This is a genomic window from Pseudoprimorskyibacter insulae (genome assembly GCF_900302505.1).
Classification (GTDB): Bacteria; Pseudomonadota; Alphaproteobacteria; order Rhodobacterales; family Rhodobacteraceae; genus Pseudoprimorskyibacter; species Pseudoprimorskyibacter insulae.
Window position 1 is genome coordinate 41,032 of record NZ_OMOJ01000002.1, and the last position, 24,255, is coordinate 65,286.

The 24,255-nt window shown below is 59.6% G+C and carries 25 protein-coding genes; 2 read left to right on the forward strand and 23 right to left on the reverse strand.

Translation table 11 applies throughout. The annotated features are described in order from the left end of the window. Positions 1-2: 2 nt before the first annotated feature. The 5 genes from PRI8871_RS05755 to cysQ all read right to left on the reverse strand — a co-directional run bounded on the left by PRI8871_RS05755 (position 3) and on the right by cysQ (position 5,947). Positions 3-1,709, reverse strand: a complete 1,707-nt coding sequence (locus PRI8871_RS05755; RefSeq protein WP_108885254.1) for a DUF5927 domain-containing protein — start codon at positions 1,707-1,709, stop codon at positions 3-5. Further along, complete coding sequence (locus PRI8871_RS05760; RefSeq protein ID WP_370741959.1) at positions 1,706-2,692, reverse strand: glycosyltransferase family 2 protein; 987 nt, start codon at positions 2,690-2,692, stop codon at positions 1,706-1,708. Before PRI8871_RS05760 ends, PRI8871_RS05755 begins: the two co-directional genes overlap by 4 nt. A gap of 177 nt (positions 2,693-2,869) precedes the next feature. Beyond that, complete coding sequence (locus PRI8871_RS05765; protein WP_245897783.1) at positions 2,870-3,895, reverse strand: glycosyltransferase family 2 protein; 1,026 nt, start codon at positions 3,893-3,895, stop codon at positions 2,870-2,872. A gap of 63 nt (positions 3,896-3,958) precedes the next feature. Beyond that, complete coding sequence (galU, locus tag PRI8871_RS05770) at positions 3,959-4,852, reverse strand: UTP--glucose-1-phosphate uridylyltransferase GalU (RefSeq protein ID WP_108885256.1); 894 nt, start codon at positions 4,850-4,852, stop codon at positions 3,959-3,961. 297 nt (positions 4,853-5,149) lie between these two features. Next, entirely contained in the window at positions 5,150-5,947 is a 798-nt protein-coding gene (gene cysQ, locus PRI8871_RS05775) for a 3'(2'),5'-bisphosphate nucleotidase CysQ (protein ID WP_108885257.1), read from the reverse strand. A gap of 121 nt (positions 5,948-6,068) precedes the next feature. Here cysQ and PRI8871_RS05780 point away from each other — a divergent pair, with 121 nt between their 5' ends. Together PRI8871_RS05780 and PRI8871_RS05785 are read left to right on the forward strand one after the other, a co-directional pair. Beyond that, positions 6,069-6,893, forward strand: a complete 825-nt coding sequence (locus PRI8871_RS05780) for an ABC transporter permease (protein WP_108885258.1) — start codon at positions 6,069-6,071, stop codon at positions 6,891-6,893. Continuing rightward, the gene (locus PRI8871_RS05785) at positions 6,890-7,489 is read left to right on the forward strand and encodes an SH3 domain-containing protein (RefSeq protein WP_146188657.1); all 600 of its coding nucleotides are present in this window, start codon (positions 6,890-6,892) and stop codon (positions 7,487-7,489) included. Before PRI8871_RS05780 ends, PRI8871_RS05785 begins: the two co-directional genes overlap by 4 nt. A 31-nt stretch (positions 7,490-7,520) precedes the next feature. Here the strand turns inward: PRI8871_RS05785 and dnaJ are convergent, their stop codons facing one another. From dnaJ to PRI8871_RS05875, 18 genes are all read right to left on the reverse strand, one after another. Beyond that, entirely contained in the window at positions 7,521-8,672 is a 1,152-nt protein-coding gene (dnaJ, locus tag PRI8871_RS05790; protein WP_108885260.1) for a molecular chaperone DnaJ, read from the reverse strand. Between the two features lie 79 nt (positions 8,673-8,751). Then, positions 8,752-10,671, reverse strand: coding sequence for a molecular chaperone DnaK (gene dnaK, locus PRI8871_RS05795; RefSeq protein ID WP_108885261.1), 1,920 nt, complete (start codon positions 10,669-10,671; stop codon positions 8,752-8,754). Positions 10,672-10,913: 242 nt separating this feature from the next. Beyond that, entirely contained in the window at positions 10,914-11,936 is a 1,023-nt protein-coding gene (hypE, locus tag PRI8871_RS05800; protein ID WP_108885262.1) for a hydrogenase expression/formation protein HypE, read from the reverse strand. A 64-nt stretch (positions 11,937-12,000) separates the two neighbouring features. Further along, complete coding sequence (gene hypD, locus PRI8871_RS05805) at positions 12,001-13,143, reverse strand: hydrogenase formation protein HypD (protein WP_108885263.1); 1,143 nt, start codon at positions 13,141-13,143, stop codon at positions 12,001-12,003. Beyond that, complete coding sequence (gene hypC / locus PRI8871_RS05810; RefSeq protein ID WP_108885264.1) at positions 13,140-13,430, reverse strand: HypC/HybG/HupF family hydrogenase formation chaperone; 291 nt, start codon at positions 13,428-13,430, stop codon at positions 13,140-13,142. Before hypC ends, hypD begins: the two co-directional genes overlap by 4 nt. A gap of 2 nt (positions 13,431-13,432) precedes the next feature. Next, a complete protein-coding gene (locus tag PRI8871_RS05815; protein ID WP_108885265.1) occupies positions 13,433-14,914 on the reverse strand; it encodes a sigma-54-dependent transcriptional regulator in 1,482 nt (493 codons plus the stop codon). Between the two features lie 6 nt (positions 14,915-14,920). Continuing rightward, complete coding sequence (gene hypB, locus PRI8871_RS05820; RefSeq protein WP_108885266.1) at positions 14,921-15,781, reverse strand: hydrogenase nickel incorporation protein HypB; 861 nt, start codon at positions 15,779-15,781, stop codon at positions 14,921-14,923. Further along, on the reverse strand, positions 15,781-16,122 hold the full coding sequence (hypA, locus tag PRI8871_RS05825; RefSeq protein WP_108885267.1) for a hydrogenase maturation nickel metallochaperone HypA: 342 nt from the start codon (positions 16,120-16,122) through the stop codon (positions 15,781-15,783). Before hypA ends, hypB begins: the two co-directional genes overlap by 1 nt. After that, positions 16,115-16,987 carry a hydrogenase expression/formation protein HupK gene (locus PRI8871_RS05830; RefSeq protein ID WP_108885268.1) on the reverse strand — a complete coding sequence of 291 codons (873 nt, stop codon included), beginning with the start codon at positions 16,985-16,987 and terminating at the stop codon, positions 16,115-16,117. Before PRI8871_RS05830 ends, hypA begins: the two co-directional genes overlap by 8 nt. After that, positions 16,987-17,772: a [NiFe]-hydrogenase assembly chaperone HybE gene (gene hybE / locus PRI8871_RS05835; RefSeq protein WP_108885269.1), complete on the reverse strand. Its 786-nt coding sequence runs from the start codon at positions 17,770-17,772 to the stop codon at positions 16,987-16,989. Before hybE ends, PRI8871_RS05830 begins: the two co-directional genes overlap by 1 nt. Further along, positions 17,769-18,608 (reverse strand): hydrogenase expression/formation protein, encoded by an 840-nt coding sequence (locus PRI8871_RS05840; RefSeq protein WP_108885270.1) that lies wholly within the window; start codon positions 18,606-18,608, stop codon positions 17,769-17,771. The genes hybE and PRI8871_RS05840 overlap by 4 nt, the downstream gene beginning before the upstream one ends. A gap of 18 nt (positions 18,609-18,626) precedes the next feature. Further along, complete coding sequence (locus PRI8871_RS05845) at positions 18,627-19,010, reverse strand: thioredoxin domain-containing protein (RefSeq protein ID WP_108885271.1); 384 nt, start codon at positions 19,008-19,010, stop codon at positions 18,627-18,629. Between the two features lie 9 nt (positions 19,011-19,019). After that, entirely contained in the window at positions 19,020-19,391 is a 372-nt protein-coding gene (locus tag PRI8871_RS05850; RefSeq protein ID WP_370741875.1) for a HypC/HybG/HupF family hydrogenase formation chaperone, read from the reverse strand. Further along, positions 19,342-19,950, reverse strand: a complete 609-nt coding sequence (locus PRI8871_RS05855; RefSeq protein ID WP_108885273.1) for a HyaD/HybD family hydrogenase maturation endopeptidase — start codon at positions 19,948-19,950, stop codon at positions 19,342-19,344. Before PRI8871_RS05855 ends, PRI8871_RS05850 begins: the two co-directional genes overlap by 50 nt. A gap of 281 nt (positions 19,951-20,231) precedes the next feature. Continuing rightward, entirely contained in the window at positions 20,232-20,975 is a 744-nt protein-coding gene (cybH, locus tag PRI8871_RS05860) for a Ni/Fe-hydrogenase, b-type cytochrome subunit (protein WP_108885274.1), read from the reverse strand. Between the two features lie 10 nt (positions 20,976-20,985). Next, entirely contained in the window at positions 20,986-21,186 is a 201-nt protein-coding gene (locus tag PRI8871_RS05865) for a HupE/UreJ family protein (protein WP_108885275.1), read from the reverse strand. A gap of 14 nt (positions 21,187-21,200) precedes the next feature. Beyond that, on the reverse strand, positions 21,201-22,994 hold the full coding sequence (locus PRI8871_RS05870; protein WP_108885276.1) for a nickel-dependent hydrogenase large subunit: 1,794 nt from the start codon (positions 22,992-22,994) through the stop codon (positions 21,201-21,203). Between the two features lie 3 nt (positions 22,995-22,997). Beyond that, entirely contained in the window at positions 22,998-24,086 is a 1,089-nt protein-coding gene (locus tag PRI8871_RS05875; RefSeq protein WP_108885277.1) for a hydrogenase small subunit, read from the reverse strand. Between the last annotated feature and the right edge of the window lie 169 nt (positions 24,087-24,255).

Consider the following 24,255-nt stretch of genomic DNA (forward strand, 5'->3'; position numbering starts at 1 on the left):
GGTTATGACTTCTTCACAAGATAGGGTTTGCGCGGACGGTCGCCTGCGCTGGCGGTTCGGGCTTCGGCGGGGAAATCGCCCATCAGATAGGGGTGCATGCCTTCATTCTTCAGCCTTTGCAGAAACGGTCCAAAGCCCGCAAGATCGGTCATATGCGGCGCCTCACGAAGGCGATTGTCGGGCAAATGTGCGATTTCTTCGATGATGGCCTGCAACGGCTCCAACGGGGCTTCGATGAATTCCGCCAAGGACCAGATGCGCACGCGGGCCTGAACGTGATGCGCCTGAAGCAATTGCAGCGCTTCGTTTTCGATCTTCTGAAGCAGCGCGGCCCGTTTGCGGATATCGCCGAAATTCGCGTTGGACTTGAACAAAGGCACCGCCCAAGCCCCCGAGATCACCGAGATCTGCGCGTTCGGGTCGCGTACCATGTCATGCAGCACCGCCTGCCGGTCGCGCGGGCTAAACAGGATGCACTGACGTTCGCCGCGCGTGTTCCAGATGACGTTGGTCAGAAAGGCCTTGGGATTGGCATCGCGCAGCTTGGCATTGTCGGTCATCGCGCCGTTGAACGTGTCGGCATCGCCGGCAAAATGCACTCGGTCGCGGGCAAACAGATGGCCATGCACCCGCGCGCCCGCGGTGCGGTTCAGCCAACCGCCAAAGTTCTCGAACAGATCGTCAAAGCCTTGGAACACCGAATAGGGCCAAGCCGTGATGCCATGTTCCCACCCGTGGTTCGGATAGCGGCTGGCCATGTATAACCCCGGACGGCCACGCGTGCGGCGATCCACGGCGCGGGTAAAGATGCGGTCAATCTTGCCCGGATTAGGCTCCGTCCGCTTCAGCGCGCGGTCCGGGTCCGTCAGGAAGGCGCGGTACAAACCATCGGCCTTAGGCCAGATTTTCCGCGCCACAAAACAGTCCGACCGCCGCAGCAATTGCAGGTGGTCGTCATAAAAGACATGCGGTTTGCCCTGAATGTCGAATTTGGACAGGGTCAGCGACCGGCTTTCAACCTTCTTGGCATGCACCCGTGCCATGGTCTGAAAATAACTTTCATCCGGAATCCAGACGCGGCGGAAATAGGTGTCATACTGGCTGCGCTTGGGATCATTCAGAATGGCCGACAGGGTATCGCGCGTCAGGCACCACCACTGGCTGCCCATATGCGGCACCAAGCCTTCGGGGATCTTGCGGCGCACCCGCAGCCGCCGTTGCAGCGCGACGAAATTGTCGAACAAAGCCCGCCGCTTGCGCCATGAGAACGGAAAGTGCAGCGTAAATCGTTCGGCCTCTAGCCCGCCGACCGTCCAGGGCACATCGGCGGTTGTGGCGCTTTCGATGAAATCCGTATCGGGCCGAGCGTTCAGATATTCGATCAATTCGCCAACAGGCCGCAGCGGCAGGCATGACCCCGAGGTCAGATAGACGTGGCGCACCTCTGGGTGCTGATCCAGAAGCAGTTGGCTGGCCGCCTGACTGGCCGCGACAATGCCCCATGTCCCCCATTCACAGCGATACCGAGGCCCAAGCGTGACCCCCGGCAGATCCGCCAACTTGCCCGCGAAATGGTCGTAGGCCGCGCTCGGCACAGCCTTGTCCACATGGATCACCACCGGACAGCCGGCGTTGGCCCAATGGCGGGCCACCTGTTCAGCCCGGCGGAACGCGGTGTGAACCAGCATGACGATGCCCAGCGTGCTCATGCCCAGTTGCCCTTTGACATGAGGCCCAGAATTTCAAGCTGACGCCAGTTGATGTATTTTTCCGAATGGCTACACCACAGGTCCGGGTTTTCCTTCACCATATGCGCATAGGCCAGATATTCCTGACTGCCGGAATAGTGCTGTTTGCGGGTCAGCTCCTCTTTGGCCTTTTTGTTGAAGGTGTTCAGAAACTTGGTGTGCAGCAGCACGCCCGACGCCTTTTCCCCGCCTGCCTGTTCATAGACAAGGTTCAACCCGCGCGGCAGCATGTTGTGGGTTGAACTGACATAGGCATAGCGCCGGTCCCATTTCACCAGCGGGATCTTGTTCAATGCCGGGGCTTTGTCAGGCTGATCGGCGAAAAAGACCCGCGCCCGTGGCCCGCCCTGAATCCACAGGTTCCACATCAGATCATTGCGCCGCAGCAGGTAGTTGCCGGGGTCAAACCACGCAGCAATATCCACCGGGTTGTCGCCCGCCTCATACTTATGGGCGTTCAGCTTGCCCTTTGGGTACATATCCAACAGCATGGTCCCAAACGACCGCACAGCCGAGGCATCAAGCCAATCGGTCAGTGCCGACAGAGGCCGCGTGTCGCAGAACGGGTAAACAAATAACTCATCCGGGTCGACCGTCAGACACCAATGCCCGTCGCCATAGACGCGCAACAGATGGTTCATCCAGTCCATCCCAAAGCGGGATTTCTTATAGCCCGCCCGCGTGTGCCAGACCGAAACGTCCTGCTGGTTGGACAGAAATTGCAGCGTTCGGTCCGTGCTGTCATTGTCGACCAGCAAGAAATGCGACACGCCCAAGTCACGGTAATACTTCAGGAAATACGGCAGGCGCACCGCCTCATTTCGCATGGTGGCGAACAGTAGGATATCGCCGCGCCGAATTTTACCCGTGCGATTGGTAACAGGCCGCAATTGCCGACGCTTTCGAAACGCCCGGATCAACAGGCGCCGACGCTGAAGCCGCAAGCGGTATGACTGCCGTAGACTCAAATCTGCCCTCGTGACGCGCAGCTGTCCTCATAGCGGTATCGTGGCAAGATTAACGGCCGATTGCCATTGCCCGATGTCACCAGTTTGGATTTTGCGCAGACTGCTCTGTTTTATTGTTGAGAAAACTATAGGCGCGAAAATTGTGCAGGTAAACTATCCACAGGCGGCCCGAAACGCGGCGCGCTGCATAAGCCCCAGATCTTCCAACTGTTTCGGCCCTGTGTAGCGCAGCGACTCGGGGCACCACAGGTCTGGGTTCGCGGCCAGCCCGTCGAAATAGTCGCCAAACTGGTCGGGCCGGTTGAAATGCTGGGCCCGGTGGTCGGGGTCGGCTGATCGGTCCACAACCTCGGGCAGGAACTTGGTATGCAGCAACGCGCCGCTCACCTGCGCCGGTCCGAACACGTCGTTCAAATGGGGTGGCAGGGCCGCATGGGTCGAGTTCACATAGGCATAGCGCCGGTTCCAATGAATCAGCGGGATCTTGTTCAGCGTCGGCGCCATGTCAGGTGCTTCCGCAAAGAACACCCGGTCACGCGGGCCGCCTTGCACCCAAAGGTTCCGCATCGGCTGTTGCCGCTGGGCGCGATAGCCGTATGGGTCGAAATGGGTCAGCACCTCAGTCGGGTTTTGGCCTGCGCGGTAGGTCTGATCTTGCAGCCGGCCTTTGGGGTACATCTCTAGCATCAGGGCGCTAAGGCCCGTCTGGCCTGTTGCCGCCAAATGCGCGGTCAATTCGGGCAGGTCCGCGCGGTCGCAATCGGGGTAGATCAGCAGCTCATCCGCATCGATCGTCAGGCACCAGTGGCCATGCCCATAGCGTATAAGCAACCACGTCATCCAATCCACACCAAAGCGCGATCCGCGATAGCTGGCCCCGGTTTGCCAGAGCGAAACGTCCGGCTGCGATTGCAGCAAGGCGCGGGTGTCGTCGGTGCTATTGTTGTCGACGATCAGGAACTGCGCCACGCCCAAAGCCCGGTGATGTTGCAGAACATAAGGCAAGCGCTGCGCTTCGTTCTTCACCGTCATAAAGCACAGGATATCAGGGGGCTTGATGCCACTGGTCCGATCCGCAACCGGGCGCAAGACGTGGCGCGACCGGAAGGACCGCCAAAGCAGCCTTCGCCGCTTTAGCCGCAGCTTATACGCGGTCCATGGGGTGGGTGCCTGTGCCAAAACGAAAGCCTCATCGCCGTCAGGCAATGAGGCTATACAGATTTCGCCGGTTAGGGAATCCCGTTACTGGGCCGCCTGCTCCATCGCCACGATTTCACGCAGATAACCGGACAGTTCGTCCTTCAGGTCATCCCGCGCCAAGGCAAAGGCGACGGTCGCTTGCAAGAATCCGGCCTTGGATCCACAGTCAAACCGCTGACCGCGGAAGCGGAAGCCATAGACGCCATGTTCGCCGCCGATCTCATCGGCGATAGCGTCGGTCAGTTGGATTTCACCGCCTGCGCCCTGCTTCATCTTGTTCAGATTGTTCAGCACGTTGGGCGTCAGGATATAACGGCCAATGACTGCAAGGTTCGAAGGCGCGGTGCCAGCGGCGGGCTTTTCAACCATGCCCTGAACCTCAACGATCGAGCCCATGTCGTTCTTGATATCCAGCACGCCATAGGACGAGGTTTTTTCGGCCGGGACTTCCATCGCGGCAACCACGTTACCACCGGTTTCCTGATACGCCTCAACCATCTGTTTCAGACAGGGCACATCGGCGGCGATTACGTCATCGGGCAGCATAACCGCGACCGGTTCGTTCCCAATCAGGCGGCGGGCACACCAGACCGCGTGACCCAAGCCAAGCGCCTTGTGCTGGCGGACATAGGCAATCGCGCCGCTGTCCATGTTGGTGCTTTTCAGCACCTCCAACAGATCATCCTTACCCTTCTTGCGCAGCTCCTGTTCAAGCTGGGGGGAGTGATCGAAGTAATCTTCCAATGCACCTTTGCCGCGCGAGGTGACGAAAATGAATTCTTTGATGCCCGCAGCACGGGCTTCGTCGATTGCGTATTGGACCAGCGGACGGTCCACCAGCGTCATGATTTCCTTCGGCACCGATTTGGTTGCGGGCAGGAAACGTGTTCCCATCCCGGCTACAGGGAAAATCGCTTTGGTGACCTTCTTGCGCATTCAATACTCCTTAAAAACGTTTGTCCGAGGGCTGCCTTAGGCGAACCATGGAATTGCCAGAAGTGTTCCAGCCTCGGGGGAAGATGTTGACCAATGATTAGGCAGTTTCCAATTCAGCGTTGTGTCGCAGCGTGGTTGTGATGGAATATTAATCAACTTCGCCGTTCCCGCTGCAATAATGGGCAAAACATACATCTGCTTTGCCCTGCGCCGATAGCTTCGCATTCCGGCGCGATTTGAGCAAGTGTTTCGCGAAACCTGCGCATTCTCAGGGACGCCTTTGAAACAATGCGGCCTTCAACCGCGCTTCAATTCCACGGCAGGGGCATAGGCAATGAAGAACGGATTCGCAAAACCCTCTTTGCCATAGGCCAGCGGCGTATGATCGTCGAAACGAACGACCTGGCCGCCTGCACCTGCCAGAACGGCGTGACCTGCGGCGGTGTCCCATTCCATCGTGCGGCCAAGTCGCGGATAGATGTCCGCTTCGCCCGTGGCAACAAGACAGAATTTGAGCGACGATCCCGCGCTTTTGGAATCCTTGACCGCGTATTTGTTGATGTAATCATCGGTCGCCTGATCGCGGTGCGATTTCGACGCGACAACCATCAGGGCGCCATTGTCACTATCCGCGACCGAGATCTTGCGCAGGTTGCCGGGGGCGTCTTTGGCAAAGGGGCCGTCTTCTTCAACCGTCGATCCATCGGCCAGCGTAAAGAACATCCGTTCGCGTGCCGGGGCATAGACCACGCCGCGCGTCGGCACGCCGTCCTCGACCAGCGCAATGTTCACGGTAAAATCGCCACGGCGGTTCACGAATTCCTTGGTGCCGTCCAGCGGATCAACGATCAAGAACGTCTTGGCGGTGATGTCGTGGCTGTCGGACTGTTCTTCAGTGACCAGCGCGATATCCGGGAACGCCGCGCGAAGCCCGGCCGAGATCAACGCATCCGCCGCTTCGTCTGCTTCGGTCACGGGGCTGTTGTCGGACTTGGTCTTTACGGCAAAATCGTCAGAATTGTAGATTTCCATGATCTTGTCGCCAGCTTCCAGCGCCAAACGGCGGATCACGGTGGTAAGGGCTTCGTAATTCAAAAGGTCACTCCTTTGCCCAGCCATTGCCGGATTCATTGAATATCAATCTCGGCAACCTTATGATCCGAACCATTCCGATCGGCAAGCACAGGCAGGCCGTCGCAACGCAGTCAGGCACACGATGTTTCAGCAGACCGCCCCAAAATCTCGGCTCGACTCGGCCATCGTCATTGCCGAACTGATCTACCACAACGCGGTGCGGACCGTGCGCAAAACGCACAACAACGCGGTGATGTCGATCCTGATGAACATGGTGCAGGCCGCCACCTTCGTTCTGGCGTTCTTCCTGATGTTTTCGGTTATTCCCGGCATGCGCAGTTCCGCCATTCGGGGTGATTACCTACTCTACATTATGTCCGGCGTGTTCCTGTTCATGACCCATGTGAAAACCATGGGGTCGGTCGTTGGGTCCGAAGGGCCCGCCAGCCCGATGATGCAGCACGCGCCGATGACCACCGCCATCGCTATTGCCGCCGCGATGCTGTCTTCGCTGTATGTGCAGGTGATTTCGATGTTTACGATCTTGTTCCTGTACTACACCGCATGGCAACCGTTTGAGATTTATGACGCCGCCGGGTGCATGGCGATGCTGCTGCTGGCATGGTTCACCGGTGCGGCCGTCGGCATGGTGTTCTTGGCGCTAAAGCCTTGGTTTCCCACGGCGGTTGGCATTGCAACCACGATTTACCAACGTGCCAATATGATCGCGTCAGGCAAGATGTTCGTGGCCAACACTCTGCCGGGTTTCATGCTGGTGATGTTCGATTGGAACCCGCTGTTCCACACCATCGATCAGGCCCGCGGCTTCGCCTTTATCAACTATACCCCGCACAACAGCACCATCGCATATCCGTTGATCCTTGGGGTCGTGCTGTTTACCATCGGCTTGATGGGTGAATTCTACACCCGCAAACATGCCTCAGCATCGTGGAGTGCGCGCCGTTGATCCGACTTGCGCTTGTCCTTCTGCTAACTTGGACCGGGCTTGCGCAGGCGCAATCGGTGCCCGGCCTGTTTGATGTGGCGGGCGTGGCGATGGACGATGCGTTGAACGTGCGCGTGTCGCCCAAAGGCAGCGCGGATAAGATCGGCACGCTGGCGCATGATGCCAAAACGGTCGAAGTGACGGCCCTGTCGAACAATGGCAAATGGGGCCGCATCAATCTGGATGGTCAGGCGGGATGGGTCTCGATGCGCTATCTGGCGCAAGTGCCTGCACCGGGCGGGATTCCCTCGCAACTGACCCGCTTTGGGACGGAGCCGTTTTGGTCCATGGACCTATCCGGATCTGACGTGAAAATGACCTTTATGGGGCTGGATCCGCTGCGCCTGTCGCTGGTCCATATCGCCCCGGCTTCGGGCCGGTCCGATCGGTTTGCCATGCTGGCCGAAGGCGCGGGGGTACGGTTGGTTGCCGCTGTCCGCAAGGTTCAGGCCTGTAGCGACGGCATGTCCGACCGGCTTTATGGCTATGACATCGACGTGATCGACACGGGCCAGGGCAGCATCGTACCCTATACCGGGTGCTGTTCACTAAAATGAAAAGGCCGCGCTGGATGCGCGGCCTAATCTGTTAACCCTTCATGCTGTCCCAGAAGCTTTTCACAGAGGAAAAGAAGGACTTGCTTTCGGGGTTGTTGTCTTCGCTCAGCTCTTCGAACTCTTTCAGCAGCTCTTTCTGGCGCGAGGTCAGGTTGACCGGCGTTTCGACCGCCAGTTCGATGAACATATCGCCAAGCCCACTGCCGCGCAGGGCGGGCATGCCCTTGCCGCGCAATCGCATTTGGCGGCCCGATTGGCTGCCCGACGGGATTTTCACCCGGCTGCGACCGCCATCAATGGTCGGCACTTCAATATCACCGCCCAAAGCCGCTGCAGTCATGCTGACCGGGACACGGCAAAACAGGTTGGTGCTGTCCCGCTCAAACAAATCATGCTTGGTGACTTCCACGAAGATATACAGATCCCCCGGAGGCCCCCCGCGCAGCCCGGCCTCACCCTCGCCAGCCAGACGAATGCGCGTGCCGGTTTCCACCCCCTTGGGGATGTTGACCGAAAGAGCGCGATCCTTCTGTTCCCGGCCTGTGCCGCCACATTTGCCGCAGGGGTTCTTGATGATCTGGCCCAGCCCCGAACAGGTCGGGCAGGTCCGTTCAACGGTAAAGAAGCCTTGCTGCGCACGTACCTTGCCCATGCCCGAACAAGTCGGACAGGTCACAGGTTCCGCGCCACCTTCAGCACCCGATCCTTTGCACGACCCGCACTGCGTTGCCGTCGGCACCGAGATGGTCTTTTGCAGGCCCGAGAACGCCTCTTCCAAGGTCAGCCGCAGGTTAAATCGCAGGTCCGATCCGCGGGTCGCGCGCTGACGGCCACCGCCGCCCCGCTGACCGCCCATGAAATCGCCGAACAAATCGTCGAACACATCGGAAAATGCGCTGGCGAAATCGCCCTGCCCCGGATGGCCACCGGGACGACCGCCGCCACCGCCCATGCCGCCTTCGAAGGCCGCATGACCATAGCGGTCATAGGCTGCTTTCTTGTCGGCATCTTTCAGAACCTCGTAGGCCTCATTCACAGCTTTGAACTGATCTTCGGCGTCGGGGTTGCTGGCGTTTCGGTCGGGGTGCAGTTCCTTGGCCTTCTTGCGATAGGCCTTTTTGATCTCGTCCGCCGAAGCGCCCTTCTGAATGCCGAGCAGCTCATAATAGTCACGTTTGGACATCTAAGCCCTCCTTGCTCCCGGAACGCAGGAGGCCGGCCCGGTGATCGGACCGGCCCCCAAAGGTTCCGCTGGGTGGCACTTACGAACGCTTGTTGTCGCCCAGATCTTCGAAGTCCGCGTCAACGATATCGTCATCGCTGTCACGTTCTGCCGAGTCTGCGGCCGCAGGTTCGTCATCACCCTCTTCGGCTTGCGCCTTGTAGATCGCTTCGCCCAGACGCATGGCCACTTCGGTCACGTTCTGGATGCCCGACTTGATTTTCTCGGCGGTGGCATTGTCCTTCTCAAGGTCGTCCTTGAGCGCGGCCAGCGCCAGTTCGATCGCTTCGATGGTCGACGGGTCAACCTTGTCGCCATGCTCTTCGATCGACTTCTCGGTCGAGTGGATCAGGCTTTCCGCCTGGTTGCGGGCTTCGACCAGGTCCTTACGGGCCTTGTCGGATTCGGCGTTTTCTTCGGCTTCCTTGACCATCTTTTCGATGTCGTCATCCGACAGACCACCAGAGGCTTGGATCGTGATCCGCTGCTCTTTGTTGGTGCCCTTGTCTTTGGCCGAAACCGAAACGATGCCGTTGGCGTCGATGTCGAAGGTCACTTCGATCTGCGGCATGCCGCGCGGTGCCGGCGGGATGTCTTCCAGGTTGAACTGGCCAAGCATCTTGTTGTCGGCAGCCATTTCGCGTTCACCTTGGAACACGCGGATGGTCACAGCACTCTGATGATCTTCGGCGGTCGAGAAGACCTGGCTTTTCTTCGTCGGGATCGTTGTGTTGCGGTCGATCAGACGGGTGAACACGCCACCCAGCGTTTCGATGCCCAGCGACAGCGGCGTGACGTCCAGCAGAACAACGTCTTTCACGTCGCCTTGCAGAACACCGGCCTGAATTGCGGCGCCCATGGCAACCACTTCGTCCGGGTTCACACCCTTGTGCGGCTCTTTGCCGAAGAATTTGGTCACTTCTTCAATGACCTTCGGCATACGGGTCATACCGCCAACCAGAACGACTTCGTCAATGTCCGAGGTCGACAGGCCCGCGTCTTTCAACGCAGCGGCGCAAGGCTTCATCGAGCCTTTGATCAGATCGCCAACCAGCGATTCCAGCTTGGCACGGGTCAGTTTCATGACCATGTGCAGCGGCTGACCGTTCGACCCCATCGAGATGAACGGCTGGTTGATTTCGGTCTGGCTCGAGGACGACAGTTCGATCTTCGCTTTTTCAGCAGCTTCTTTCAGACGCTGAAGCGCCATCTTGTCGCCGCGCAGGTCGACCGAATGTTCTTTTTTGAACTCATCCGCCAGGTAGTTGACGATGCGCATGTCAAAGTCTTCGCCGCCCAGGAAGGTGTCGCCGTTGGTCGACTTCACTTCGAACAGGCCGTCGTCGATTTCCAAAATGGTCACGTCGAAGGTGCCGCCGCCAAGGTCATAGACCGCGATGGTGCGCGATTCTTTCTTGTCCAGACCATAGGCCAACGCAGCCGCAGTCGGCTCGTTGATGATGCGCAGCACTTCCAGACCGGCGATTTTGCCAGCGTCTTTGGTGGCCTGACGCTGGGCGTCGTTGAAGTATGCCGGAACGGTGATAACGGCCTGCGTCACGTCTTCGCCCAGATAGGACTCAGCGGTTTCTTTCATCTTTTGCAGAATGAAAGCCGAGATCTGCGACGGGCTGTATTTGTCACCCTTGGCTTCGACCCATGCGTCGCCATTGCCGCCGTTGATCACGTTGTACGGCAGGTTTTTCATATCTTTGGCCAGATGCTCGTCGTCGATACGACGGCCAATCAGGCGCTTCACACCGAATACGGTGTTGTCGGGGTTGGTCACGGCCTGACGCTTGGCCGGCTGACCCACAAGGCGCTCATCGTCGGTGAACGCGACAATCGAAGGCGTGGTACGTGCGCCTTCCGAGTTCTCGATCACACGCGGCTGCGAACCATCCATAATGGCGACACAGCTGTTGGTGGTGCCGAGGTCGATACCAATCACTTTTGCCATGTTTCGATCCCTTCATATAACAAGGCGATGACCCGAGACGCGGACCCGTTTCGGCATCCCGCCCCGGCTTTGATACGCAGCGGGATGGCGTCCCAGCCGCGCGTTCGAAGCGTATATAAGGAGGTCATTTTGGCCCTGCAAGCATTCGTGCCGCAGTGAATCTGGAAAATCGTCGGTTTTTGCCCGTGTTTGCCGCTTTCGCGGGCCATCTGGGCAGGCCCGATTTTCGAATAGCGATGCGCCTAGCAGATCCTCGGCAATTGCTCGCCCACCAACATATCGACAATCCGCGCCCCGCCGAACAGGGTGCGCATGGTCACGCGGCCCGCCTGCCCGCCCGTCGCTTTGCCAATGATCGTCGCGCCTTGCCCGGCCTTCACGCTGCGCATGGCGGCAAGGGCAGCCTCGGCCTCGGCCTCGGGCACGAACAAAACCAATGTGCCCTCATTCGCCAGATAAAGCGGATCAAGGCCGAGGATTTCACACATGCCTTTGACTTCAGTGCGCAACGGCAAGGCGGTTTCTTCGATCTCGATGCCGCAACCTGCGGCCTCGGCAATCTCATTGAGCGCACTGGCCACGCCGCCACGCGTCGCATCGCGGGCGGCCCGGACATTCGGACAAGCGGCCAGAACCGCCTCCATCAAATGGCCAAGCCCCTGACAATCGGACGGGATTTCCGCCGACAGCGCCATATCCCCACGTGCCGCCATAATCGCCGCGCCGTGATCGCCCAGAACACCGTTCACAATCGCCACATCACCGGGCCGCACATGCCCCGCCATCAGATCGCGCCCCGGCGGGATCACCCCAACGCCTGCGGTGGTGACAAACACCTTGTCGGCGCTGCCGCGGCCAACAACCTTGGTGTCGCCGGTGACAATGCGAACGCCCGCCGCCACAGCCTCTGCCTTCATCGACGCCACAATCCGGCGCAATAGCGCGATCTCGGTTCCTTCTTCGATGATGAACGCCGCCGATAACCAAAGCGGCCGCGCGCCTCCCACGGCCAGGTCATTGACCGTGCCACAAACGGCGATCTTGCCGATATCGCCGCCGGGAAACTCCACCGGATCCACAACGAAACTGTCCGTCGTCATCGCCAGCCTTGCGCCCGGCTGTTGCAGCGCCTCCGACACAAGCCGCGCCTGATCTTCCATCCCATCGGGCTGAAACACCGAGGTAAACACCTCTTCGATCAAGTCCCGCATTGCCTTACCGCCGCCGCCATGGGCCAGCGTCACACGTTCATCCCGCAGCGCCATTTGTCTTCATCTTTCTCATAAATACTCGGGGGAATCGCCCTGCGGGCGATGGGGGCAAAGCCCCCTATTCCGCCGGTTCGACCGCGCGGGCGCCGCCGTATTGGTAATAGGCCGCGCAGGCCCCTTCGGAACTGACCATCAACGCCCCAAGCGGCATTTCAGGCGTACAACCCTTACCGAACTGCGGGCAGTGCACGGGCTTCATCCGACCCGTCATCACCGCGCCGCATTCGCAGCCCTCGATTTCCTCGACCACGCGGGGTCCAGCAGCATAACCGATGCCGAACTTCTCTTCGGCGTCATAGGCGGCATAGGCCGGACGAATGCGCAGGCCGCTCTCCTCGATCTCGCCCAATCCGCGCCATTCAAAGCTGGGGCGCGGCTCGTAAACATCGGCAATCGCGGCGATTGACGCAGGGTTGCCATGTTCCGGCACCACGCGGGCATATTGGTTTTCCACCTCAGCGCGTCCATCGCGGATCTGCTCCAGCACCATCAACACCGATTGCAGCAGGTCTAGCGGTTCAAACCCGGCTACAATGATCGGCTTGCCGTAGTCGCGCGGGATGAAGTCATAGGGATGCACGCCGATCACCATGCTGACGTGACCGGGGCCAACAAACCCGTCCAGCACCATATGCGGATCATCCAGCAGCGCCTTGATAGGAGGCGGCACGGTGATGTGATTGCAGAAGACGCTGAAATTCGTCAGCCCTTCGCGCGCCGCCTGCTGGATCGAAAACGCGGTTGAGGGCGTTGTCGTCTCAAACCCAAGGCCAAAGAACACAACCTCGCGGTCGGGATTGCGGCGGGCCAGCTCCAGCGCATCAAGCGGCGAATAAACCATGCGGATATCCGCGCCATCGGCCTTGGCTTGCATCAGGCTTTTGCGGGTGCCCGGCACGCGCATGGCGTCGCCGAAGGTGGTAAAGATCACCTCGGGCCGTTCGGCGATTTGCACACATTCATCCACCCGTGCCATTGGCAACACGCAAACGGGGCAACCGGGGCCGTGGATAAACTCGATCCCTGCGGGCGTCAGCTTATCAAGGCCATAGCGGAAAATCGCGTGGGTGTGACCGCCGCAAATCTCCATGATGTGGACGGGCTTTTCCGCCGTCGCGCCGATCTGATCGACCACGGCGCCAATCTTGGCCAAAAGGGCCTTGGCGGCTTTCGGGTCGCGGAATTCGTCTGCGTATTTCATTGCGTCCCCTCCAAGGCGGCATCGCCTGCGGCCATCGCCTCTAGCGTTTCTTGCGCCTCGCCAAGGCCGCGCAGCGCCTCAAGCGTTTTGGCGGCCTCGTCCTCATCAATCACCGCCATCGCAAAGCCGACATGGATCAAAGCCCACTGGCCCACCACATCCTCAATCGGACCCGTCGCAATGGGGGCCACGTTGACCTCTCGGCGCACGCCCGAGACATCGGCCATAGCCATCATGCGGGCTGCATCGGTCACGGCCACGATCTGGCCGGGAATTCCTAGACACATGGTTAGTCCTCCTCCTCCATCGCCTCGGTCTTGCCGGGTTCGACAATACCGTAGCGGTCAATTTTGGCGCGCAGGCCAACGCGGCTCAGGCCAAGCTCGGCGGCAGCACGGCTTTTGTTCCACTTCAAACGGGTCAGGGTTTCGCGCAGAATCCGCATCTCGATCAGTTCGATCCGGTCTTTCAGCGTGCCTTCGGCGGTCAGCACCAGATCGACCGAAGTGTCGGCCCCATCCGGCCCCGGCGCGGCTTGCAGGATCTGGCGGCTGATCAGTTCCGGCCCCAAGATCGCGTCTTGCGAAAAGACCAGCATTCGCACCATTTCGTTCTCTAACTCGCGCAGATTGCCCGGCCAGTCGTGGTTTTCGAGGAAGCGAACCGCGTCTTCTGACAAACCATGCACCGGTTTGCCATGGGCCGCCGCCGCATCGAACAGCAGGTTCTGCGCAAGGACCGGCAGATCACCTTTGCGCGCCCGCAGCGGCGGAACGGCCAGCGTTGCCTTGGCCAGCGCGTAATACAGATCCGAGCGGAAGCGTCCCGCCTCGACATCCGCGCGCAGATCGCGGCTTGATCCGGCGATGATCCGCACGTCTGAGCGCATCATCTCATGCCCGCCAACGGGGCGGAACGCGCCCTCAGTCGCGGCGCGCAGCAGGGCCAGTTGCATCCGCGGGCTAAGGTCCGCAATACCGTTGATGAACAGCGTTCCGCGATCGGCCTTTTGCAGCAATCCGGGTTTGTTCGACTGCAACCCCGGCACCGCCCCGCGCCGAACGCCGAACAGCTCCATTTCCAGAATGTCGTCATCCACACCGACGCAGTTGATTTCGTGGAACGGGCGGTCCGAGCGGAGCGACGAATAGTGCATCGCCCGCGCAAGTGCCGTTTTGCCCGTGCCCTGTTCGCCCGTAATCAGAACGGTGACATGAAAGCTGGCGAATTGACGGGCTTGGGCGATCACTGCGTTCATCGGCGAATTCGGTGCACGCAGAACCTTTTCGAAGCCCAACCCTTCGCGCAGGGCTTTGCGCTGATCCTCAAGCTTGGATTCCACCCGCCGCGACAGATAGCGCATTTCCAGCGACATCCGCTCATGTTCGCGGTTCAGGCGAAATAGATCGGTCGCGTTCTTGGCGGTCATGACCAGTTGATCGGGGTGCCAAGGCTTGGTCAGGAACTGGTAAATCCCCGCCTCGTTGATCGCCGAGATCATGTCATTCGTTTCGGTATAGCCGGTGACAATGATCCGAACGGTTTCGGGCCAGCGGTCGCGAACCTCGGTCAGAAACTCGACCCCGGTTCGCCCCGGCATCCGCTGATCGCAAAAGATCACCTGCACGAACTGTTCTTCCATCATCCGCACGGCATCGGCGGCATTGGTGGCGGTCAGGCACTCGAAATCGTCCTCAAGCGCCATGCGCATTGCGGCCAGCGAATGCTCTTCGTCGTCAACCAGAAGAACGGTGGGCAGGGCGTCTGTCATCGGTCTTTACTCCGCCGCCGCGCTTTGGGCTTTGCTGGCCAGATTGGTGCGCAGCCAGCCGAGCCATTGCTCCATCCCCTCGCCCGTGCGGGCCGAGACGCGGATAATCTCGATCCCCGGATTCACGCGGCGCAGGTTTTCTTCGTAGAGGTCCAGATCCACGTCGCAATAGGGCGCCAGATCAACCTTGTTCAGCAGCGCAAGACGCGAGGCGGTAAACATGTCGGGGTACTTAAGCGGCTTATCTTCGCCCTCAGTGACCGACAAGATTGCGACCTTGCAATCCTCACCCAGATCAAAGCCGGCCGGACACACCAGATTGCCGACGTTCTCGATGAACAGCATCGAACCTTTCTCAAGGCTCAGATGTTCCATCGCGTGGCCAACCATGTGGCCGTCCAAGTGGCAGCCCTTGCCGGTGTTGACCTGAATGGCGGCGGCCCCCGTGGCGCGGATGCGGTCGGCATCATTGGCGGTTTGCTGGTCGCCCTCGATCACGGCCAAAGGCTGATCGCCCAGCGCCTCGATCGTTTTGCACAGCAGGGTCGTTTTGCCCGAACCCGGAGAGGACACAAGGTTAATCGCAAAGGTCTCAAGCCCTGTCAGAACGGCGCGGTTGGCGTCCGCGTAGCGGTCATTCTTGGCAAGGATATCCGTCTCAATCTCAATCAGGCGTTCTTGCGACATCCCCGGCACCTCAACCCCGGCAGGGCCATGGCCAAAGTGGATATCCCCGTGGTGGTGGTGATGGTGGTGCCCGTGATGATCATGGGAATGACCGTGGCTATGATCGTGCGCGTGGTCATGAGAATGACCGTGTGCATGCCTTTCAACGCTGCCCGTTCCACATCCGCATACCGTACACATCAGACGACCTCCAAATCCTTGATCCGCATTTCATCGCCCCCATTGGGCATCAGCTTGCCGCCGCCACACTTCGGGCAGGGCGAAAGCCGGGTTTCAATCTCGACTTCCTCGACGCAATCGTAGCAAAGCGCCTTTCCCGGTAAGTCGATCATTTCCAGCCGCGCGCCTTCGGCCACGCTGCCGCGCATCACCACGTCAAAGGCAAACTCAAGCGCGGGCTTTTCGACCCCTGCGAATTTGCCGATTTCGACCCGAATACTGCGCACTTTGGTAAATCCATTGGCGCGGGCGCTGTCCTCGATCACGGTGCGGATGCCTTCGCAAAGCGACATTTCATGCATGATCCGCCTCCTTGATCGTTACGGGGCTGCACGGGTCAAGAATATCGACCAGCAACGGAGCTTCATCGTGCTTAACCCGCGGCAAGGACGCAAGCGCCTGCGCCATGACACCTTGGTCGGCCATCAGGTGATCGGTGGGCGTCACCCGCTGGAACGCCGTCACGACGCCGCCCTGCACCTGCATTGCCAGTGCATAGCGGCCACGGGCAGCAGGAACAATCGCGCGGCCCTTTTCGGGGGTGGCAATCTCAGGCTCTGACCCGTGCGAAAACGCATCGTAATCCAGCGCTTTTGCCACGACCCGCCACAGCGGCCCACGGCCATACTCAGCCTCAATCGCGCGCATCAGCGGGTGATCCAGATGCCGTGCGGCGACCGTGTTTTCCAAAGCCAGCGGCTGAAATGCAGTCTCATCATCGGGCAAGGGCAGCGCGGGGATGCTGGCCTCAAACGGCGCAAACCGCGACCGCAGGGCCAGCAGTAGCGGCGCGATCCCCACACCGGACTCAAGGAAACCGTCAAACCCGTCAACGGGGAACCGATCCTGCCCGAACAAGGCCCAACGCTGTTCCGCCGCATCCTGCGGCAGAACCAAGCGCGGGGCGCCAAGGCGCGACGGCAGGATGACCGCTAGGCGCAAGGCATGTTCACGGCAAATCTCGGCCCGAAGGGCTTGCTTATCCGTGGGCGTAATCGCCCAACCAGCGGCAGCTTTGATCGCCAAAGTCTGTGCCATCGGGCACAGGTTGAATATGCGGGGAATGATCGCCGCAACCTCTTCGACCGGGCGGCCAAGCACAAGCCGCGCAACAGGGGGCGTGGCCCCCGCAACGGCCTGAAGCCGGATATCCGCCCGATCAAGCATCACTCTGCCATCCCTGCCGAGATGATCTGGCGGCGCGTTGGAACAACGGGCTCTGCATCGGCCTCCGCCTGTGCTTCGGCCTCTTCGACCGCTGCAACCTCGGCTTCACGCGCAGCGCGGATATCGGCGGACCGATCCGTCTCCGCGCGGTTTTCCTCGTTGAACAAGGCCGTCATCACCGCATTGGCCACATCAACGGCCTGCTGCTGCGATTTGAATTCCCCCATCGGCGAGAACAGCGAACAGGCCTTATAGCCCCCAGTCATCTCGCGGACGTTGTGGATGAATTCATACTCACCCGACGGGAAGCCGATCACCTCTTTCGCGGTGGCGGTCAGGCCCGACCAATCCTCGCCCTCAGCCGGAAGCAGCACGAGATTCATGAACCACGGGCTGATCAACACACCGAGCGGGCGACCTTCGTGCATACGCCAACCCGTGGCCTGCACGTGCAGCACTTTGTTGACCATGGGCACATCGCGCATTTTGGCGTGCCAGACTTCGGTGAAATCCGATACCAGCGCCTTGGTCTTTTCGTTCAAAAACGCCGCTTCGCGCAGCAGGTCCGAACCGGGATCTTCCAGCACCATGAACTGCTCTTTCGGGGCTGAACAATTCGGGCAGGACCAATCATGCGGCAGCTCAATGAACGGCGTACCTTCAAGGATTGAGCGCGTGTCGTCCCCTTCCGCCGGATCGTAGGGCGTCCAGCATATCTTACACTCCATGATCGCCATCGGGCTGATGCGGTCATTCGCGCCAAGGTAAGAGCCTTCGAAGCTCATCGGATCGCCTCCAACACTTCGAGGATGCGGCCCGCGCTGTCGCTTAGGTCTTCGTCGGCGGCAATCACCACCTCGGGGAAATCGGTGATTTCGAACGTATCAAGGATCAGCGTGTCCATCGAGTTGAAGAACTGCACGCGCCAGACATGCGCCTGCCCTGTCGCCGTCACACGGCAGTTTCCATAGCCGCGCGACAGAATATCGACCGAGCCTTTGCCCATCGCCTCATCCAGCCAGACCAGATCTTCTTCGGTGTGGGGCAGCAGGCTCAGGTTGATGACATGGACCTCATCGCCGTCTTTGTAGTTCCGCGAACGGTCCATCAGCTCAACCGCGATAGACGGCGCATTCAGCACACCGATTTTCTTGGGCGTCAGTGGGCCAGCGGCGGGTTGACGGGCTTGGAACGCACGTTCCGCGGCCATCTCGGGCATTTTGCCGACTTCGACGGCATCCAGCCCCGCGCCTTTCAGCACCCAAACCCCGGCAAACACACTTTCTTGCGCTGCAACCGCAGGCACGCCGTGCATCTTTACCGAGACTTCACCCTCGCCCATCGTTTCGGCGATCAAGTCGCGGTTCGGCTTGTCCAGCTTGCTCAGATCAAAGCGCACGTTGTCGCCCGTTTTGGCCGCATGGGCCGCCGCATCGGCGATGTCCTTCAGCAGGTTCATCGCGGGGCTGAGCGCCTCAGTCACCTCAACGTATGGGACATGCGCCGAATACGCGCGCATATTCTGCGGCATTTGCAGATACTCCAGTTCGCTGCCGTCTTCTTCGGGCGGTTGCGAACCGGGGCCATAGCCCATCGGGGGCATGTGGAAATTGCCAACCATCGTGTCTCTCCTTCGGGCTTATTCGGCGGCGACGGGCGTCGCCAGGATTTGTTGAATGCGGGCCATGTAGTCATCCCAATCCCGCACCTTGGGGATACCGCCGATCATCTGCCCTTCGCGGTAGAAGATCAGGCTGGGGGTTTTCAGAACGCGGGTGTCTTCACGCAGCCATGTTTCGATGGCATCGCCCACGACAGCACAGTCGAACTGGCCCTGAAAGGCGATGCGCAGTTCAGGCAGGATCACAGCCACATCGGCACTTTCCAGATTACGGTTGAAATCACCGGGCACGAACAGCGCGTGGTTTCCGGGGCGCGATGTGAACTCGGTCAGATCGTTTTCGTTATCAAGAACCGGCCAGCCGAATTCGGTGGTCAAACGGTCAATCAAGGGGTGAGACATTGTTCCTCCTCAGGCCTTTGTCTGGCCGTTGTCCAAAGCAGCTTGCAGGTGGGGCGGCAGTTGCGGGCCGCGCGCTTCGAGATCGGCAAAAGCGTCGCCCAGATCGCCACCGTTCATAAGCGAGCGCAGCCCGTCCAAGGCGTTGCCGATCTTCTGCGCCTGATCTTCGGTGATGACTTCGCGGGCGGTGCCAAGAAAGGTCAGCACCCAGTCACCCACCGGCACAGGGCCGGTCAGCGACAGGTCGATCAACTCGACGGTCCGGCCATCGCTGGCCTTAGCCGCCAACCCATCGACCGACTGGATTTGCATGGGCACACCAACGCACATCTCAGCCGGCCTTCGGGAAGAAACGGTCATCGCCTGTCCGACAGGCGTCATCGGCGCTGGGGCGGCCGCCTTCGTAGGCGTCCAACGTCAGCGAGGCGTCGGGCATCTGGCTGGTGTCGCCCTTGCCAGCGGTCGCGGTGATCCCCCAGCTTTCCAGCTTTTCCAGTGCGATCTGAATGGACGGATCAATCTGGGCGGCCACGATATCGCGCAGGCTGCCGCCGTAATCCTCAAGCTCTTCTGGTTGGCAGCCGATCAGCAGCAGCGTTTCGGGGCAGTAACCCATCAGTTGCGCGGTGGCGATGACGTCCTGAAACCCGGTCTGGTGCAGGCTCATTTTCTTGGCGCCCATGAAACGCGGCACCTCGTCATTCTCGACGATTTTCAGCGTTCCGGGCTCCAACCCGTAATCGACCGCATCAAAGACGACCAGAATGTCTGCGGCCTCAAGAAACGGCAGCAAGTAAAGCCCCTGCGTACCACCATCGAGCAATTGCACATTCGGACCAAAGGCATGGGTTTCGGCCAAGCGTTCGACGCAACGAACCCCAAAGCCCTCATCGGCCCAAAGCACGTTTCCGATGCCAAGGATCAGCACATTGGCTGTCATATCTCTCCTCCCACGGTTTGGCTGGTTGCCAGCTTACCGGTTTTGTTCTGTTCTGAGATCTTACCTGCGCAATGCACCAAGGATACAAAAAGGCACTTTCGGAAGTTAGGATTTAATAAAACGTATTCTCAGTGGCTTAGCGAAACTTCGGCAAACATCACATACAGAAAACTGGAAAGTTACTTTTCATTCATCCATGATTTTGAAACACGACCGACCAAATCAAAAAGGCGGACCGTTGGCCCGCCTTCCTGTGCTGCTCGATTCTGGTAGGTCCGTAATCAATCGGGCCGGTCGTCCTTGAAGGTCCGGTGCCCCGAAATCATCGTCGACACGATGGACTGGCGCGACATGATATCTTCGCGGATGGCCACGTAGATGTGCACGATCATAAAGATGATGATCCACCACATGCCCAGGTGATGATACGTGTGAACGTAGTGAGAGTTCTCGCCAAAGATCGTCAGAACCCAGCCAAACAGGCTATGCAACAGGCTGTCCTGCCCAAGTCCTTCCGAATACAGCGCAAGGCCCGTGAAGATCATGAAGGTCACGCCAAGCGTGATGAAGCAGAACATCGCCATCTGAGCCAGCGGGTTATGCCCCACGTATTTCTTCGGCTCTTTCTCGATGAAAAGATACCAGCGCACTTCGAAGAACAACTCGCGCCAGAAGTGGCCGCTCCAGAACGGAATAAAGAACAACTGACGGGCGTGGTGGTTGCCGAAGATGGCCCAGTAGATGCGGCCCAGAAAGCCGACGGCCAGAATCCAGCCCGCCGCGAAATGGGCAAAGCGGATATATCCGAACACGAACTGGTGGGTGGCTTCCCCGATCTGCATAGACGGCAGCGGAGAGCCGATGAAATAGCCGGTGACACACAGGACAAGGATCGCCAAAGCGTTGATCCAATGCCAGATGCGCACCGGGGCCTCATAGACGTAGACGCTGGTCTGGCGGCTGACGCTCGCCAGATCTGTTGCGTCGGCGTCATGCAGGCCAGCGGTGTTTTCCGTGGCTGACATGACGACCCTCTTACGCTTTGGCCCGGCGCGCTTTCAGCGCGTCACGAACATAGCCCACACCGATCGAGGCCAGCGCCCCAAGGGCGGCGACCACCAGAAGGTGATCGGCCTGAATAAGCCAATGCGAGGCCCCATGCACAACGGCGGCATCATGGCCGGTATGGGCAAAAGCCGCGCCCGGCATCAGGGCAAGAAGAAGTGCTTTTTTCATTCTGGTGTCCTCCCTTAACGCACTTTGACGGTGGTCAGCTCTTCGCCATCCGGCGACATGACGTGGGTCGAGCAAGCCAAGCACGGGTCGAAGCTGTGCAAGGTCCGCAGAATTTCCACGGGCTCCTCGGGGCGCTCCATCTTGGTGTCCATCAAGCTGGCCTCGAACGCGCCGATATTGCCGGCGGTGTCGCGGGGCGAGCCGTTCCACGTGGTAGGAACCACGCACTGATAGTTCTCGATCCGGCCATCCTTGATCTTGATCCAGTGGCCCAAGGCGCCACGCGGCGCTTCTGTCATGCCCACGCCCTTTGCCTCTTTCGGCCAAGTGCTGGGATCCCACTTTTCGACGTTCGCGGTGCTTTCGTCGCCGTTCTTGATGTTCTGCACCAGCTTATCAAAGAAGTGCTTCTGCAAACGGCCACAGTATTCAGACTCAAGCGCGCGGGCGGCGGTGCGGCCCAGCGTCGAGAAGACAGCCGACAGCGGCAGGTTCATATCGCGCAGCAGGCCGTCGACCTGATCCTTGATATCTTCGTGACCCTTGGCATAGCCCACGACGTAACGGGCCAGCGGGCCCACTTCCATCGCGTGACCTTTCCAGCGCGGAGCCTTGATCCACGAGTACTTGCCGGCTTCATCCAGCTCTTGGATGTTGGTCTTGGTGCCCTTGGCGTTCGGCCCAAGCTCATACTTCGGCTCAGTGACGCCATCCCACGGGTGCAGACCTTTGCCCGCCTCGCCATAGCTGTACCAGCTGTGGTCAACGAACTCCTGCACCTGTTCAGGATCACGCGGATCAACGTCGTGCACCTCGTTGAGGTTGCCGTTGATGATCGCGCCGCGCGGCAGGTGAAGCTGCTCGGGCGAAAAGTCGTTCGGGTTCTCGGGGATATCGCCATAGGCCAAACACGCCTGAGACGACAAACCGCCACCATAGAGCCAGTTCTTGTAGAACCCGCCAATGGCCTTCACGTCGGGAATGTAGACGTTCTTGTTGAACTCGATGCACTTGTCGATGATCGACGACACAAGGTTCAGGCGCTCCATGTTGATCGCGCCAACGGCCCCGGTGCTATGCACGTTGATCGGGCAAGGCACGCCGCCCACCAGCCAATTCGGGTGCGGGTTCTTACCACCGAAGATGGTGTGAACCTTGACGATCTCTTTCTGAAGATCCAGCGCTTCAAGGTAGTGGGTGGTCGCCATCAGGTCTGCCTCGGGCGGCAGCAGATAGGCAGGGTTGTCCCAGTAGCCGTTCTTGAACAGGCCAAGCTGACCCGATTCCACGAACTTCTTCAGGCGGTTCTGCACATCGCGGAAATAGCCCGGCGACGACAGCGGGTGCGACGGGCTAACAGCCTGTTGCAGTTCCGAGGTGGCCTTGGGATCGGCGCGCAGCGCGTTGACCGGGTTCACCCAATCCAGCGCGTGCAGGTGGTAGAAGTGCACAACGTGGTCATGGATTTGCAGGTTCAACTGCATCATGTTGCGGATCGAGTTCGCGTTGTCGGGAATGGTGATCCCCAGCGCGTCTTCCACCGCACGCACCGAGGTCAGCGCGTGGGTGCCGGTGCACACACCGCAAATCCGTTCGGTAAAGGCCCAAGCGTCACGCGGATCGCGGCCCTTCAGGATCACTTCCAACCCGCGCCACATGGTGCCGGTCGAAACTGCGTTGCGGATGATGTTGTTCTCATCCACGTTCACTTCGCAGCGCATGTGGCCTTCGATACGGGTCACCGGGTCAACAACGATACGCTGGCCCGAGTTGTCGAGGTTAAAGCCGTTCGGCGTTTGTACGACCATGGCTTACGCCTCCTCTTTGTGGGATTGGGTCTTTTTCTGTGCAGCCTTGAGCGCGCTAATGGCGGCATGGGCCGCGACGCCTGCGCCCACGACACCAGCAGCGGCCATCCCCACTTTGTCCGCGTTGGCTTCAACGCCGAACTGGGTCAGATCGGTGACACGGTTGTAGAAACTGCCCTGATCCCAGAACCCATCTTCCGAACAGCCGATACAGCCGTGACCGGATTGGATCGGGAACGAGGTGCCTTCGTTCCAGCGGATGGTCGAACAGGCGTTGTACGTGGTCGGGCCTTTGCAGCCCATCTTGTACAGGCAGTAGCCCTTGCGCGCGTTTTCATCGTCCCATGCTTCGACAAACTGACCGGCGTCGAAATGCGGCCGGCGATAGCATTTGTCGTGGATGCGCTGGCCATAGAACATCGCGGGGCGGCCCTGACGGTCCAGCTCGGGCAGGCGGTCGAAGGTCAGCATATAGGTGATAACGCCGGTCATAACCTCGGCGATGGGCGGGCAGCCCGGAACCTTGATGATCGGCTTGTCGGTGATGACTTTGTGCACCGGAGTGGCCTGCGTTGGGTTCGGCTTAGCCGCCTGAACGCAGCCATAGGACGCACAAGCGCCCCAGCTGATGATCGCCTTTGCGTGCTCGGCTGCATGGCGCAGTTGTTCGACAAAGGGCTTACCGCCGATGATGCAGAACATCCCGTCTTCGTTCAGGGGCGGATTGCCCTCAACGGCCAGAATGTAGTTGCCCTTGTACTTCTCGATGGTCTCTTCCAGCGCCGCTTCGGCCTGATGCCCTGCGGCCGCCATCAGCGTGTCGTCGTAGTCCAGCGAGATCATCGACAGAACCACGTCTTTCGCCAGCGGATGCGCCGAGCGAATGAAGCTTTCCGAACAACAGGTGCATTCCAGCCCGTGCACCCAGATCACCGGCGTGCGGGGTTTGGTTTCCATGGCATGCGCGATCTTCGGCACGAACGAGGGCGACAAGCCCAACGCCGCCGCCGTGAGCGAGCAATATTTCATGAAGCTGCGGCGGGTAATCCCCTGCCGACGCATCACGTCATAAAAGGTTTCGATCTGGCTCATTGGTCCTCCCGTGAAAGACGATTCGGCTGGATGCGATTGCATACAGAACGCGCATTGGTCTGATTTCACATGCGAAGAGGGGGCCGTTCCAAGGAAATGCGCAAAACCTGTGCACCTTGAGAAGGTCTATGTTTTACAGATATTTAAGCGAAAATTTGGGGGGATTTCT

Bases quoted from the DNA above. Each gene is read 5' to 3' on its own strand.
- PRI8871_RS05755 (WP_108885254.1), bottom strand. From the start codon at position 1,709: ATGAGCACGCTGGGCATCGTCATGCTGGTTCACACCGCGTTCCGCCGG.
- galU (WP_108885256.1), bottom strand. From the start codon at position 4,852: ATGCGCAAGAAGGTCACCAAAGCGATTTTCCCTGTAGCCGGGATGGGA.
- PRI8871_RS05780 (WP_108885258.1), top strand. From the start codon at position 6,069: ATGTTTCAGCAGACCGCCCCAAAATCTCGGCTCGACTCGGCCATCGTC.
- dnaJ (WP_108885260.1), bottom strand. From the start codon at position 8,672: ATGTCCAAACGTGACTATTATGAGCTGCTCGGCATTCAGAAGGGCGCT.
- dnaK (WP_108885261.1), bottom strand. From the start codon at position 10,671: ATGGCAAAAGTGATTGGTATCGACCTCGGCACCACCAACAGCTGTGTC.
- hypE (WP_108885262.1), bottom strand. From the start codon at position 11,936: ATGGCGCTGCGGGATGAACGTGTGACGCTGGCCCATGGCGGCGGCGGT.
- hypD (WP_108885263.1), bottom strand. From the start codon at position 13,143: ATGAAATACGCAGACGAATTCCGCGACCCGAAAGCCGCCAAGGCCCTT.
- hypC (WP_108885264.1), bottom strand. From the start codon at position 13,430: ATGTGTCTAGGAATTCCCGGCCAGATCGTGGCCGTGACCGATGCAGCC.
- PRI8871_RS05815 (WP_108885265.1), bottom strand. From the start codon at position 14,914: ATGACAGACGCCCTGCCCACCGTTCTTCTGGTTGACGACGAAGAGCAT.
- hypB (WP_108885266.1), bottom strand. From the start codon at position 15,781: ATGTGTACGGTATGCGGATGTGGAACGGGCAGCGTTGAAAGGCATGCA.
- hypA (WP_108885267.1), bottom strand. From the start codon at position 16,122: ATGCATGAAATGTCGCTTTGCGAAGGCATCCGCACCGTGATCGAGGAC.
- PRI8871_RS05830 (WP_108885268.1), bottom strand. From the start codon at position 16,987: ATGCTTGATCGGGCGGATATCCGGCTTCAGGCCGTTGCGGGGGCCACG.
- hybE (WP_108885269.1), bottom strand. From the start codon at position 17,772: ATGAGCTTCGAAGGCTCTTACCTTGGCGCGAATGACCGCATCAGCCCG.
- PRI8871_RS05840 (WP_108885270.1), bottom strand. From the start codon at position 18,608: ATGGTTGGCAATTTCCACATGCCCCCGATGGGCTATGGCCCCGGTTCG.
- PRI8871_RS05845 (WP_108885271.1), bottom strand. From the start codon at position 19,010: ATGTCTCACCCCTTGATTGACCGTTTGACCACCGAATTCGGCTGGCCG.
- PRI8871_RS05850 (WP_370741875.1), bottom strand. From the start codon at position 19,391: ATGACGCCTGTCGGACAGGCGATGACCGTTTCTTCCCGAAGGCCGGCT.
- PRI8871_RS05855 (WP_108885273.1), bottom strand. From the start codon at position 19,950: ATGACAGCCAATGTGCTGATCCTTGGCATCGGAAACGTGCTTTGGGCC.
- cybH (WP_108885274.1), bottom strand. From the start codon at position 20,975: ATGTCAGCCACGGAAAACACCGCTGGCCTGCATGACGCCGACGCAACA.
- PRI8871_RS05865 (WP_108885275.1), bottom strand. From the start codon at position 21,186: ATGAAAAAAGCACTTCTTCTTGCCCTGATGCCGGGCGCGGCTTTTGCC.
- PRI8871_RS05870 (WP_108885276.1), bottom strand. From the start codon at position 22,994: ATGGTCGTACAAACGCCGAACGGCTTTAACCTCGACAACTCGGGCCAG.
- PRI8871_RS05875 (WP_108885277.1), bottom strand. From the start codon at position 24,086: ATGAGCCAGATCGAAACCTTTTATGACGTGATGCGTCGGCAGGGGATT.